We start from the raw sequence: 13,706 nt of genomic DNA, 5'->3' as shown, positions 1-13,706 counted from the left end.
GTTTCCGCGCGTCCACCGACGGGTGACGCGCTGACCAACAGGAACGCAGTAGACAACATGAAGCTCGAGCTCCGCGGAATCACCAAGCGGTTCGGCCCCCTGGTCGCGAACGACCACATCTCCCTCACGGTCGAACCCGGTGAGGTGCACTGCCTCCTGGGCGAGAACGGTGCGGGCAAGTCCACCCTGATGAACGTGCTCTACGGCCTGTACCAGGCGGACGAGGGCGAGATCCTCCTGGATGACGTCGTCCAGGACTTCGACGGCCCCGGTGACGCCATGCGCTCCGGCATCGGCATGGTGCACCAGCACTTCATGCTCGTGCCGGTGTTCACCGTCGCCGAGAACGTCATGCTCGGTCAGGAGCAGACGACCTTCGGCGGTCGTCTCGACCTCGCCGGCGCCCGCAAGCGCGTGCGCGAGATCAGCGACCGCTTCGGGTTCGACGTCGACCCCGACGCCCGCATCGAGGACCTGCCCGTCGGCGTGCAGCAGCGCGTCGAGATCATCAAGGCGCTGTCCCGCGACGCGAAGGTCCTCGTCTTCGACGAGCCGACGGCGGTCCTGACGCCGCAGGAGACCGACGAGCTGATGGGCATCATGCGCCAGCTCCGCGAGGCCGGCACCGCGATCGTCTTCATCACGCACAAGCTGCGCGAGGTGCGCGAGGTCGCCGACCGGATCACGGTGATCCGCCTCGGCAAGGTCGTCGGCGAGGCCTCGCCGACCGCGACGAACAACGAGCTCGCTGCGCTCATGGTCGGCCGGGCCGTCTCGCTCGTCGTCGACAAGACGCCCGCGTCCGGCGGCGAGGACGCCCTCGTGGTCGAGGGCGTGACCGTCACCGACCCGTCGGGCGTCGTGCTCGTCGACGACGTCTCGTTCACCGTCCGCCGCGGCGAGGTCCTCGCCATCGCCGGTGTGCAGGGCAACGGGCAGACCGAGCTGACCGAGGCGATCATCGGCCTCGAGCCCGTGCACGCGGGTCGCATCACGCTCGACGGCAAGGAGCTCACCGGTCGCACGGTGAAGCAGGTCCTCGACGCGGGGGTGGGCTTCGTGCCCGAGGACCGCAAGGAGGACGGCCTGGTCGGGGAGTTCACGATCGCCGAGAACCTCATGCTCGACCGCGCCGACCACGACGAGTTCGTGCGCGCCGGCACGATCCGCGCCGCCGAGCGCGACGCGTTCGCCGACGAGAAGATCGCCGAGTTCGACATCCGCACGCCGTCCCGCACCACGGCGGCCGGTCGGCTGTCGGGCGGCAACCAGCAGAAGATCGTCCTCGCCCGCGAGCTGAGCCGCGAGCTGCGGCTGTTCGTCGCCGCGCAGCCCACGCGCGGCATCGACGTCGGCTCGATCGAGTTCGTGCACAAGCGCATCGTCGCCACCCGCGACACCGGCGTCCCGGTCATCGTCGTCTCCACGGAGCTCGACGAGGTCGTGGCGCTCGCCGACCGGATCGCGGTCATGTACCGCGGCGGCATCGTCGGCATCGTCCCCGCGGACACCCCGCGCGACGTCCTCGGCCTCATGATGGCCGGGGAGATCCCAGAAGGAACGGAGCTGGCAGCGTGAGCACCCCCACGCCAGACAACACGCAGCCGGCGACCCCGGCCGAGGCACCCACCGACGACCGCATGCAGGACGTCGAGGGCACCCCGCACCTCATGACGGACTCGGCGGACGACACCGAGCGTCGGGCTGCCGGCGGTGACCGCTGGAGCACGGCGCTGCAAAGCATCGTCAACGGCTCCGTGCTCGTGACCGTCCTCGCCGTCGTCCTCGCCCTCGTCGCCTGCGGCATCCTGATCGCCGTCACCGACGAGAACGTCCGCGCGGCGGCCGGGTACTTCTTCGCCCGCCCCGCCGACACCTTCCAGGCCGTCGGCACCGCGGTCGGTGGCGCGTACCGGTCGCTCTTCCAGGGCTCGGTCGTGAACTTCGGCGCGAGCTCCTTCGCGCAGGCCATCGCGCCGATCACGCGCTCGGTCGACTACGCCGTGCCGCTGATCGCCGCGGGCCTCGGCATCGCGCTGTCCTTCCGGGCCGGCCTCTTCAACATCGGCGGCCAGGGTCAGATCCTCATCGGTGCCGCAGCCGCCGGCTGGGTCGGCTTCTCGTTCGACGGCCCCGCCGCGATCCACATCCCGCTCACCGTCGTCGCCGGCATCGTCGGCGGTGCGGTCTGGGGCGGCCTGGTCGGGGTCCTCAAGGCCCGCACCGGTGCCAACGAGGTCGTCCTGACGATCATGCTCAACTACGTCGCGCTCTACCTCGTCAGCTACCTGCTCCGCACGCCGGGGCTGCTGCAGGCGCCGGGCAGCTCGAACCCGATCTCGCCCGCCACGAAGGAGAGCGCGGTCTTCCCGGCGCTGTTCGGTCCCCGGTACGGCATCGACCTCGGCTTCGTCGTCGCGCTGATCGCCGTGGTCGTGGTGTGGTGGCTCGTCAACAAGTCGTCGCTCGGCTTCCGCTTCCGGACGATCGGTGAGAACCCGCGCGCCGCCCGCGTCGCCGGCATGAGCGTCCCCGCGCTCACCATCTGGGTGATGGTCATCTCCGGTGCGCTCGTCGGCATCGCCGGCGCCTACCAGGTGCAGGGCGCCGTGACCTCGGGCTTCACCTCGGGCATCGACGCCGGCATCGGCTTCGACGCGATCACGGTCGCCCTCCTCGGCCGTTCGAAGCCGTGGGGCGTGTTCTGGGCCGCGATCCTGTTCGGCGTCCTGAAGAACGGCGGCTACGCCATGCAGGCCGCGAACGACATCCCGATCGACATCGTCGGCGTGATCCAGGCGCTCATCGTCCTGTTCATCGCCGCACCGCCGCTCGTCCGCGCGATCTTCCGCATCCCGCAGCCGGGTGCGCGTCGTCGCGGTCGTGCCGCGAAGAACTCCCGGAAGGCGGTCGCCGCATGAGCACCACCACCACCGCGGCGCCCGCACCGGCGCTGTCCGACCGCCCGATCGAGACGACCCGGAGCTGGAAGGCCCCGATCGGCTTCGGCGTCTTCACCCTGCTCGCGCTGCTGTTCTTCGGCGTGCTCCACCGTGCCGGCGACACCACGTTCCGGCTCGCCAACGGCGGCGACTTCTTCGCGCTGCCGAACGTGCCGCTCCCCGCGACCGGCACCGGCATCGTCGTCATCGTCCTGCTGGCGCTCGCCACCGTGTACGCCGTCGTCGAGGTCCGAGCGAACCGCCGGATCCCGCTCTGGCTGACCGCGGTCTTCGCGGTCGTCTTCGTCGTCGGCTTCCTCGCCTGGTCGGCCGCCGGTGACACCATCCCCGTGCCGGGCCTGCTCCTGGGCGCCCTGGGTCTCAGCGTCCCGCTCGTGTTCGGAGCCCTCGGCGGCGTCATCTCGGAGCGTGTCGGCGTCGTGAACATCGCCATCGAGGGCCAGTTCCTCGCCGGCGCGTTCACCTCGGCGATGATCGCCTCGTTGACCGGTTCCGCGTGGGTCGGCCTCGTCGGTGCGCTCGTCGCCGGCGTGCTCGTCTCGTTCCTCCTGGCGGCGTTCAGCATCAAGTACCTGGTCGACCAGGTCATCGTCGGTGTCGTCATCAACGCGTTCATCTCGGGCCTGACGGGCTTCCTCTACTCGCAGGTGCTCTCGCCGAACGAGCAGACGCTCAACATCGGCGTGCGCTTCCCGAAGCTCGAGATCCCGGTCCTGCACCAGATCCCGGTCATCGGCCCGGTGTTCTTCGAGCAGACGGTCGTCGTCTACCTCGCCTACGTCGCGGTCGCGGTCGTCACCTTCGCGCTGTTCAAGACCCGCTGGGGCCTGCGCCTCCGCGCGGTCGGCGAGCACCCGCAGGCCGCGGACACGGTGGGCATCAACGTCGCGCGGACGCGCTTCTGGAACGTCTCGCTCGCCGGCGCGATCGCCGGTCTCGGCGGCGCGTACTTCACGCTCGACGCGGTCGGCCCGTTCACGAAGGACATGACCGCGGGCGCGGGCTACATCGCCCTGGCCGCCGTCATCTTCGGTCGCTGGGACCCGATCCGGGCGACGCTCGCGGCGCTGCTGTTCGGCTTCGCGTCGAACCTGCAGAACATCCTCGGCGCGATCGACTCCCCGGTGCCGAGCGAGTTCCTGCTCATGCTGCCCTACGTGGTCACGATCTTCGCGGTCGCCGGCCTGGTCGGGCAGTCGCGCGGACCGGCGGCCGCCGGCAAGCCGTACACCAAGAGCTGACGGCCTGGAGGCGCGGCACATGACCGACACGAACCCTTCCGGTGACCAGGAGGTCACCACCGGCCCCGCGACCGGCGAGCCGTCCTGGACGGACCCGGCCACGAGCCTCCCGTCCGACCCGGACACCGTGATCGACGCGAGCGTCGACGTCGACTGGAGCGCCCTGCGGGACGCTGCGACCGCCGCGATGCGGCGGGCCTACGCGCCGTACTCGTCGTTCCCGGTCGGCGCTGCTGCGCTCACCGACGACGGACGGATCGTCTCCGGCTGCAACATCGAGAACGCGTCGTACGGGGTCACCCTGTGCGCCGAGTGCTCGCTCGTCTCGCAGCTGCACATGACCGGCGGCGGCAAGCTCGTCGCGTTCACCTGCGTGGACGGCGACGGTGCGACGCTCATGCCGTGCGGCCGGTGCCGGCAGCTGCTGTTCGAGCACTCGACCGAGGGCATGCTCCTCGAGACGGTCTCGGGCATCCGCACGATCGACCAGGTGCTCCCCGACGCGTTCGGGCCCCGCACCCTCGCGACCTACCAGCAGGAGCACTGACATGGCAGTCGAGCCCTTCGACACCGTCGACCTCATCCGCACCAAGCGCTCCGGCGAGGCCCTGGCCACCGCCGAGATCGACTGGCTCGTCGACGCGTACACGCGCGGGTTCGTCGAGGACCCGCAGATGGCGGCCCTGGCGATGGCGATCTTCCTCAACGGCATGGAACGGCGGGAGATCAAGGACCTGACGCTCGCGATGATCGCGTCGGGGGAGCGGATGTCGTTCGACGCCCTCGGCAAGACCACGGTGGACAAGCACTCCACCGGAGGCGTCGGGGACAAGATCACGCTGCCGCTCGCGCCGCTCGTCGCGTCGTTCGGGGTGGCGGTGCCCCAGCTCTCCGGCCGCGGGCTCGGCCACACCGGCGGCACGCTCGACAAGCTCGAGTCGATCGCCGGATGGCAGGCGTCGATCTCGAACGACCGCATGATGGAGGTGCTCCGCGACGTCGGCGCGGTCATCTGCGCGGCCGGCTCGGGACTGGCACCGGCGGACAAGAAGCTCTACGCGCTCCGTGACATCACCGGCACCGTCGAGTGCATCCCGCTCATCGCGTCGAGCATCATGTCGAAGAAGATCGCCGAGGGCACGGGTGCGCTCGTGCTCGACGTCAAGTTCGGCTCCGGTGCGTTCATGCCGACGTACGAGGCGTCGAAGGAGCTGGCGCAGACGATGGTCGACCTCGGCAACGACGCGGGCGTGGCGACCTCGGCGCTGCTCACCGACATGGAGGTCCCGCTCGGCCTGACGATCGGGAACGCGCTCGAGGTCCGGGAGTCGGTCGAGGTCCTCGCCGGCGGCGGCCCGTCCGACGTGGTCTCGCTGACGGTCGAGCTCGCGTCGGAGATGCTGCGGCTCGCCGGTCTGCCGGACGCCGATCCGGCGGCAGCGTTGGCCGACGGTCGGGCGATGGACACGTGGCGCCGGATGATCGAGGCACAGGGCGGCGACCCCGCTGCGGACCTGCCGGTCGCCCGCGAGCAGCACGTGGTCACGGCGACGGAGTCGGGTGTGCTCGTCCAGCAGGACGCCCTGCCGTTCGGCATCGCCGCGTGGCGTCTCGGCGCCGGCCGGGCCCGCGCGCAGGACCCGGTGCAGGCGGGAGCCGGCATCGAGCTGCACGTCAAGCCCGGCGACACCGTCACCGCGGGCCAGCCGCTCTGGACGCTCCACACCGACGAGCCGGCGCGCTTCGACCGCGCGCTGGAGTCGCTCGAGGGTGCGTGGGCGATCGGGTCGTCCGCGCCCGAGCGCGGCCCCATCGTGCGGGAGCGCATCACCGGCTGAGCGCCGCGGCCGCGACCCGGCCACACCGACCGGAGGCTCCCCACTCGTCTGTGGGGAGCCTCCAGTCGGTCCGTCCGTCTGTTGTGCACAGGTGCCGACGCGGCGTCGGCGACCACCGCTAGCCTGGGAGCATGAGCGCCGACGCCCCGACCTACCGCCTGCCCGACGCCGGAGCGGTCATCGACGACCTGCCCAAGGTCTCGCTGCACGACCACCTCGACGGGGGTCTGCGCCCGGCGACCATCGTCGACATGGCGGACGAGGCGGGCATCGAGCTGCCGACGACCGACCCCGAGGCACTCGGCGCATGGTTCGCCGAGCAGTCGAACAGCGGCTCGCTCGTCGAGTACCTGAAGACCTTCGACGTCACGACGTCGGTGATGCAGACCGCGCCGCAGCTGCACCGTGTGGCGAAGGAGTTCGTCGAGGACCTCGTGGCCGACGGGGTCGTCTACGGCGAGATCAGGTGGGCACCGGAGCAGCACCTGCGGGGTGGGCTGACGCTCGACGAGACGGTCGAGGCGGTGCAGGCCGGCATCGAGGAGGCGGTCGACGCCGCCGGTGGCGCGATCCGGATCGGCCAGCTGGTCACCGCGATGCGTCATGCGGACCGGTCGCTCGAGATCGCCGAGCTCGCCGTCCGGCACCGGGACCGCGGCGTGGTCGGCTTCGACATCGCGGGGGCCGAGGCAGGCTTCCCGCCCGCGAACCACCGTGCGGCGTTCGAGTACCTGGCATCCGAGCTGTTCCCGGTGACGGTCCACGCCGGCGAGGCCGACGGGCTGGCGTCGATCCGCTCGGCACTGGTGGACGGTCGGGCGCTCCGCCTCGGCCACGGCGTCCGGATCTTCGAGGACATCACCCTGTCGGACGCCGGTGACGGCTCCACGCTGGCGTCGCTGGGCGAGATCGCGTCGTGGGTCCGCGACCGCGAGATCCCCCTCGAGGTCGCCCCGCAGTCGAACCTGCAGACCGGTGCGATCGCCGCGTGGGGCGACGACCTCGCCGACCACCCGTTCGACGTGCTGTACCAGCTCGGCTTCCGCGTGACGGTGAACACCGACAACCGCCTGATGAGCGGCACGTCGCTGTCACGCGAGCTCGCCCTGCTCGCCGGCACCTTCGGCTACGACCTCGACGACCTCGCCGCGTTCCAGATCAACGCCGCGCTCGGCTCGTTCCTGCCGCTCGAGGACCGCGAGGAGATCATCGCGACCATCACGGCCGGACACCAGGAGGCCTAGCGATGTCCCTGCCGCCGCTGCCGGACGACGCCGTCGTGCTCGGAGCGAGCGCGTCCTCGTGGCGCGACGCGCTCCGGCTCGCCGGTGCCGCGCTCGTCACCTCGGGGTCGGCGACGCCGCCGTACACCGACGCGATGATCGACCTGGTCGAGGAGCACGGCCCGTACATCGTCATCTCGCCCGGACTCGCGTTCGCGCACGCCCGGCCGGGACCGGCGGTGCTGCGGGACGGGCTGGCCGTCGTGACCCTGCGCGAACCGGTGTCGTTCGGGCACCCGCACAACGACCCGGTGTCGGTCGTCCTCGGGCTCGCGGTCGCCGAGGTCGGGACGCACCTCGAGTCGATCGGCGACATCGCGAACACGTTCAACGACGCCACGGTGACCGCGCGGCTCGCGGCGGCGGGCTCCGCGGACGAGGTCCGGACGATCATGGGGGTGTCGGCGTGAAGATCGTGACGATCTGCGGTGCGGGGATCGGGTCCAGCGGGATCCTCAAGGTGAACGCGGAGAAGGCCCTCGGCACGCTCGGGCTGTCGGCGTCGGTCGTCGCGGCGGACGTCGCCTCGGTGCGCGCCGTGGCCGAGGACGCCAACGTGATCCTGACCAGCCAGGAGTTCGTCGAGGCGATCGGGGAGACCTACGCCGAGGTCATCGTGATCCGGAACCACTTCGACCAGGGCGAGATCACGGCCGCGGTCGACCGGGCGCTCGGGGAGCACTGAGCAGCTCCCGACGCTGCCTCTAGAGTTGGGGCATGAGCACGGAGAACCCGCTGAACGACCCCGCCGCCGACCCGTTCGAGGTCGCCCGCGACGCCGCCGCCGTCATCGCCGACCGGTCCGGCATCGAGCGGCACGACATCGCCCTGACCCTGGGCTCCGGCTGGGGCAAGGCCGCCGACATCATCGGCGAGACGGTGTCCGAGATCCCCGCGGCCGAGGTCCCCGGCTTCAGCGCCTCTGCGGTGCCCGGACACTCCGGCACGGTCCGGTCGATCCGCCTGCAGGACGGCCGGCACGCACTCGTCATCGGTGCACGGACCCACTACTACGAGAACCACGGCGTCCGTCGCGTGGTGCACAGCGTTCGCACCGCCGCGGCGACCGGGGCGTCGGTCATGGTGCTGACCAACGGCGCCGGCGGCATCAAGGAGCACTGGACGCCCGGCACTCCGGTCCTCATCAGCGACCACATCAACCTGACGGCGGACAGCCCGCTCGAGGGCGCCACGTTCGTCGACCTGACCGACCTGTACTCGGCACGGCTGCGCGAGGTCGCGAAGTCGATCGACCCCACCCTCGACGAGGGCGTCTACACGCAGTTCCGCGGCCCGCACTACGAGACCCCGGCCGAGGTGCAGATGGCGAAGACCATCGGCGGGCACATCGTCGGCATGTCGACCGCGCTCGAGGCGATCGCCGCCCGTCAGGCGGGCATGGAGGTCCTCGGCTTCTCGCTCATCACGAACCTCGCCGCGGGCATCCAGAAGACCCCGCTCTCGCACGCCGAGGTGCTCGAGGCCGGGCGCGAGGCCGAGCCGGTCATCGCGGACCTCCTCGCCCGCGTGGTGGCGGCGCTGTGACCCGGCACGAGGGCGCCTCGGACGGCGCCATCGCGGACGGCGACCTCGGTGACGGCGGTGCCCTCGCCGCCGTGGACGAGGACGTCCTGTCCCGCGCCCGCGCGTGGGTGGAGCAGGACCCGGACGACGAGACCCGTGCGGAACTCCAGCAGCTGATCGACCGCGGCGACGCCGAGGAGCTCGCCGCGCGGTTCTCCGGTCGCCTGCAGTTCGGCACCGCCGGCCTCCGCGCCGAGCTCGGCGCCGGGCCGCAGCGCATGAACCGCGTCGTCGTCACGCAGGCCGCGGCGGGGCTCGCGCGCTTCCTGATCGACACCGGTCGTGACCGCAGCGTCGTGATCGGCTACGACGGCCGGGTCAACTCCGACGTCTTCGCTCGCGACTCCGCCGAGGTCATGCGCGGCCTCGGGCTCGAGGTCACCCTCCTGCCGTCCGCGCTCCCGACGCCGGTGCTCGCGTTCGCGGTGCGCCACCTCGGTGTCGGCGCGGGCGTCATGGTGACCGCGAGCCACAACCCGCCGCGGGACAACGGCTACAAGGTGTACCTCGGGGGCGAGGACGACGGTTCGCAGATCGTCCCGCCGGTCGACGGCGAGATCGCCGCGGCGATCGACGCGGTCGCCGCGGGGGACGTCCGCGACCTCGTGCGCTCCACCGACTACACGGTCGCCGGTCCGGAGCTCGCCCGGGCCTACGTCGACGCGACCGCCGCGACGGTGCCGGCCCCGACCCTCCCGGTCGACGCGCAACCGAAGGTCGTCTACACGGCGATGCACGGCGTCGGGTGGGAGACCGCGCGAGCCGTGTTCGCCGCGGCGGGGTTCGCCGAGCCCGCCGTCGTACCGGAGCAGATCGAGCCGGACGGCGCGTTCCCGACGGTGTCGTTCCCGAACCCGGAGGAGCCGGGTGCGATGGACCTGTCGATCGCGCGTGGTGTCGCGGTCGGGGCCGACCTGGTCATCGCGAACGACCCCGACGCCGATCGCCTCGCCCTGGCGATCCCCGACGGTGCCGGCTCGTTCCGTCGCCTGTCCGGCAACGAGGTCGGTTGGTTGCTCGGCTGGCGGGCCGCCGCTCGTGCGCAGGCCGCGGGCTCGTCGGACGGGTCGGGTGTGCTTGCGGCGTCGATCGTGTCCTCGCCCGCGCTCGCCCGCGTCGCGGAGCGGTACGGGCTCGGGTACCGGGACACCCTGACCGGGTTCAAGTGGGTCTCCCGCGTGCCCGACCTGGTGTTCGGGTACGAGGAGGCGCTCGGCTACCTCGTCGACCCCGGCGTCGTCCGCGACAAGGACGGCATCTCGGCGGCCCTGGCGCTGCTCGACCTCGCCGTCTCGCTCGCAGCCGAGGGCCGGACCGTCGCCGACCAGCTCGACGCCTTCGCGGCCGAGTTCGGGGCGTTCGCCTCCGGGCAGGTGTCGACCCGCGTGGACGACCTGTCGCGGATCGGGGAGATCATGGCGTCGCTGCGGTCGTCGGCGCCCTCGTCGCTCGGCGGCCGTACGGTCACCGGGGTGACGGACTACTCGGACGGCGTGGAGGGCTTCCCGCCGTCCGACATCCTGCGCTACGACCTCGAGGGCGGCGCGCGGGTCATCGTCCGCCCGAGCGGCACCGAGCCCAAGGTGAAGGTCTACATCGACACGGTGGCGGCCTCGCCGGCCGAGGCGCAGGCGCTCGTCGACGCCCTCGCCGCCGACGTCCGCCCGCTGGTGTCGTAGCCCGGCGCCGGCGCCGCTCCGCTCCGCTCGCCGCCGCCGCCGCTCCGCTCCGCTCGCCGCCGCCGCCGCTCCGCTCCGCTCGCCGCCGCGCTGTCGAACCACGGATCCGACATCGAACCACGCCCTGCGCCTGGTTCGATGTCGGATTCGTGGTTCGTCACTCGTCGTCACGGCGCTGTGGAAGGGAGGCGTCCTTCACTCCGCGGCCGTCGAGCACTGTCGGGGAGCTCGATGATCGGCATCCTGACGAGATGACCGTTCCGAACGTCGTCCGAGAACACCCAGACCCGGCCGCGGCACGTCGCCAGCAGCGCATGGTCGAGCGTGGGGCGCTGGTCGTGATCGGCTACGGGGCGTTCGCCGTCCAGGCCGAGTGGGACGTGGCGACCGAGTGGGAGCGGCACATCGCTCGGACGAGGGCAGCGCACGAGCGAGCACCCGGGACCGCGGTGTCCCACGCATCCGCTGTCGTGCTCCATCGTCTGCCGTGGATCCTGCCCGTGCCCGACCGGGTGACGCTGACCGATCCCCGCCGGACGACGACGCAGCGGACCCGGCACGTCGACAAGGTGCCGGGTGCCGGCCGTCGGGTGCGCACCGCGGTCGTCGACGGACTGGTCGTCACCGACGTCCCCGAGACGGCGATCGACGTCCTCCTGCGGTACGACCGTGGCCGTGCGCTCGCGGTCGCGGACGCGGCCGTCCGTCGGGGCGTGGAGCAGTCGGACCTCCAGGAGATGCTCACGCGACGGCTCCCGGTCCGCGCGCACCGACGCGCGCGACAGGTGCTCGGGCTCGCGTCCGGGCTGTCCGAGTCGGCGGGGGAGAGCGTCACGCACCTGGTCATGCACGACGTCGGCTGCCCGCCGCCAGTCCAGCAGCAGGTGTTCCAGGACGCTACCGGTCTGATCGGCCGGGTCGACTTCTGGCTGCCTGACGAGGGCTTCGTCGTCGAGTTCGACGGGCTCGCGAAGTACCGCGATCCCGATCTGCGCGGCGGGCGTTCCGCGGACGAGATCGTCATCGCGGAGAAGCTCCGCGAGGACCGCCTCCGAGCGCTCCCGGAGGTGCGCGGCGTCATCCGCCCGGTCTGGCGTGACGTCGTTCCGGGAGGACGCTTCCCCGCGATGCTGGCCGATGCCGGCGTCCCGGTGCGTCGTGGGCTCCGCGTGACGCCAGAGTGGTGAGCGCGACGAACCACGAAAGCGACGTCGAACCGGGGTCGGGCCGTGGTTCGACGTCGCTTTCGTGGTTCGAAGCGGCGCGGCGCGCTACGCGAGCTCGAGCAGCACGTGGCCGGACGAGATCGTCTGGCCGACGGGGGCGTTCAGACCGGTCACGACCCCGTCGCGCGGGGCCTGGACGGGCTGCTCCATCTTCATGGCCTCGAGGACGACCAGCAGGTCGCCCTTCACGACGGTGTCACCCTCGGCGACCGCGAGCTTCACGACGGTGGCCTGCATCGGGGACGTCACCGAGCCCGAGGACACGAGTCCGCCCTTCACGCCGGACGACCGGCGCTTCGGGGGAGCGGAGGGACCGGCCGGACGCCGACCGGCGGCACCGGCAGCGCCACCGCCGACGATCGAGGGCATGGTGACCTCGATGCGCTTGCCCTGGACCTCGACGACGACGCTCTCGCGGGCGGCCGGTGCGGGGAGCTCCTCGGGGGAACCGCTCCAGGCCGGGATGTCGTTCTGGAAGTCCGTCTCGATCCACTGCGTGTACACGCTGAACGGCGTCTCGTCGTCCGTCGCGAACGCCGGGTCCGACACGACCGCACGGTGGAAGGGCAGCACGGTCGGCAGTCCGGTGACCTCGAACTCGGCCAGGGCGCGGCGCGACCGCTCGAGCGCCTCTTCGCGGGTGGCGCCGGTGACGATGAGCTTCGCGAGCATGGAGTCGAACGAGCCGGAGACGACGTCGCCGGAGACCACACCGGAGTCGACGCGGACGCCGGGGCCCGACGGCGCGGTGAACGCGTGCACGGGACCGGGTGCCGGGAAGAAGTTCCGACCCGGGTCCTCGCCGTTGATGCGGAACTCGAACGAGTGACCGCGCGGGGTGGGGTCCTCGTAGTCGAGCGTGCCGCCCTCGGCGATGCGGAACTGCTCGCGGACGAGGTCGATGCCCGTCACCTCTTCCGAGACGCAGTGCTCGACCTGCAGGCGGGTGTTCACCTCGAGGAACGACACCGTACCGTCGGCGCCGATGAGGAACTCGCACGTGCCGGCACCGACGTAGCCGACCTCGCGCAGGATCGCCTTCGACGACTCGTACAGTCGCGTCTGCTGATCGGGCGTCAGGTACGGCGCCGGGGCTTCCTCCACGAGCTTCTGGTGACGACGCTGCAGCGAGCAGTCACGGGTGGAGACGATGACGACGTTGCCGTGCTCGTCGGCCAGGCACTGGGTCTCGACGTGGCGTGGCTTGTCGAGGTACTTCTCGACGAAGCACTCACCGCGACCGAACGCGGCGACGGCCTCGCGCGTCGCCGATTCGAACTGCGCGGCGACCTCGTCGCGCGTCCGTGCGACCTTCAGGCCTCGGCCGCCGCCGCCGAAGGCCGCCTTGATGGCGACCGGCAGACCGACCTCGTCCGCGAACGCGATCACCTCGGCAGCGTCCGCGACGGGCTCGATGGTGCCCGGCGCGAGCGGCGCGCCGACCTTCTCGGCCACGTGGCGCGCGGACACCTTGTCACCGAGCTGCTCGATCGACTCCGGCGACGGCCCGATCCAGGTCAGCCCGGCGTCGATGACGGCGCGGGCGAAGTCGGCGTTCTCGGCGAGGAACCCGTAGCCCGGGTGCACGGCGTCCGCGCCGGACCGACGGGCGACCGAGACGATCTTGTCGATCACGAGGTAGGTGTCCGCGCTCGTGGTGCCGTTCAGCGCGTAGGCCTCGTCGGCGAGGCGGGCGTGGAGGGCGTCGCGGTCCTGGTCGGCGTACACCGCGACCGAGGCCTTGCCAGCGTCGCGGGCCGCGCGGATGATGCGGACGGCGATCTCGCCGCGGTTCGCGATGAGGACCTTGCTGATACGGGGCATGGTACGTCAGCGTATTCGTGCAGCGGCGACCGGTTTTGACCGGCACGTACAAAGAAACAGCGTCCAGC

General features: G+C 71.6%; 12 protein-coding genes. 11 read left to right on the top strand and 1 reads right to left on the bottom strand.

All coding sequences use genetic code 11. From position 1 onward, the window contains the following. The first annotated feature begins 57 nt into the window (after nucleotides 1–57). From M3677_RS00535 to M3677_RS00485, 11 genes are all read left to right on the top strand, one after another. Nucleotides 58–1,578 carry an ABC transporter ATP-binding protein gene (locus M3677_RS00535; protein ID WP_066655091.1) on the top strand — a complete coding sequence of 507 codons (1,521 nt, stop codon included), beginning with the start codon at nucleotides 58–60 and terminating at the stop codon, nucleotides 1,576–1,578. Further along, nucleotides 1,575–2,921, top strand: coding sequence for an ABC transporter permease (locus tag M3677_RS00530; RefSeq protein ID WP_251159538.1), 1,347 nt, complete (start codon nucleotides 1,575–1,577; stop codon nucleotides 2,919–2,921). Before M3677_RS00535 ends, M3677_RS00530 begins: the two co-directional genes overlap by 4 nt. Beyond that, nucleotides 2,918–4,204, top strand: coding sequence for an ABC transporter permease (locus M3677_RS00525; protein WP_066655089.1), 1,287 nt, complete (start codon nucleotides 2,918–2,920; stop codon nucleotides 4,202–4,204). The genes M3677_RS00530 and M3677_RS00525 overlap by 4 nt, the downstream gene beginning before the upstream one ends. 127 nt (nucleotides 4,205–4,331) lie before the next feature. Continuing rightward, nucleotides 4,332–4,751: a cytidine deaminase gene (locus M3677_RS00520; protein WP_066658412.1), complete on the top strand. Its 420-nt coding sequence runs from the start codon at nucleotides 4,332–4,334 to the stop codon at nucleotides 4,749–4,751. Between the two features lies 1 nt (nucleotide 4,752). Next, entirely contained in the window at nucleotides 4,753–6,042 is a 1,290-nt protein-coding gene (locus M3677_RS00515; protein WP_251159537.1) for a thymidine phosphorylase, read from the top strand. A gap of 131 nt (nucleotides 6,043–6,173) precedes the next feature. Then, nucleotides 6,174–7,286 carry an adenosine deaminase gene (locus M3677_RS00510; protein WP_209685139.1) on the top strand — a complete coding sequence of 371 codons (1,113 nt, stop codon included), beginning with the start codon at nucleotides 6,174–6,176 and terminating at the stop codon, nucleotides 7,284–7,286. Nucleotides 7,287–7,288: 2 nt separating this feature from the next. Then, complete coding sequence (locus M3677_RS00505; protein ID WP_066655083.1) at nucleotides 7,289–7,735, top strand: PTS sugar transporter subunit IIA; 447 nt, start codon at nucleotides 7,289–7,291, stop codon at nucleotides 7,733–7,735. Beyond that, nucleotides 7,732–8,010, top strand: coding sequence for a PTS sugar transporter subunit IIB (locus M3677_RS00500; RefSeq protein WP_209685140.1), 279 nt, complete (start codon nucleotides 7,732–7,734; stop codon nucleotides 8,008–8,010). Before M3677_RS00505 ends, M3677_RS00500 begins: the two co-directional genes overlap by 4 nt. 32 nt (nucleotides 8,011–8,042) lie before the next feature. Beyond that, on the top strand, nucleotides 8,043–8,870 hold the full coding sequence (locus M3677_RS00495) for a purine-nucleoside phosphorylase (RefSeq protein ID WP_066655080.1): 828 nt from the start codon (nucleotides 8,043–8,045) through the stop codon (nucleotides 8,868–8,870). Between the two features lie 71 nt (nucleotides 8,871–8,941). Then, entirely contained in the window at nucleotides 8,942–10,588 is a 1,647-nt protein-coding gene (locus M3677_RS00490; RefSeq protein ID WP_251159644.1) for a phospho-sugar mutase, read from the top strand. A gap of 251 nt (nucleotides 10,589–10,839) precedes the next feature. Continuing rightward, the gene (locus tag M3677_RS00485; protein WP_251155532.1) at nucleotides 10,840–11,775 is read left to right on the top strand and encodes a hypothetical protein; all 936 of its coding nucleotides are present in this window, start codon (nucleotides 10,840–10,842) and stop codon (nucleotides 11,773–11,775) included. Nucleotides 11,776–11,859: 84 nt separating this feature from the next. Here the strand turns inward: M3677_RS00485 and M3677_RS00480 are convergent, their stop codons facing one another. After that, complete coding sequence (locus M3677_RS00480; protein ID WP_251159536.1) at nucleotides 11,860–13,638, bottom strand: biotin carboxylase N-terminal domain-containing protein; 1,779 nt, start codon at nucleotides 13,636–13,638, stop codon at nucleotides 11,860–11,862. Nucleotides 13,639–13,706 lie beyond the last annotated feature (68 nt).

The sequence above is a fragment of the Curtobacterium sp. P97 genome (genome assembly GCF_023712445.1).
In the GTDB taxonomy this organism is placed as follows: domain Bacteria; phylum Actinomycetota; class Actinomycetes; order Actinomycetales; family Microbacteriaceae; genus Curtobacterium.
This window is presented reverse-complemented; position numbering and strand designations above follow the sequence as displayed.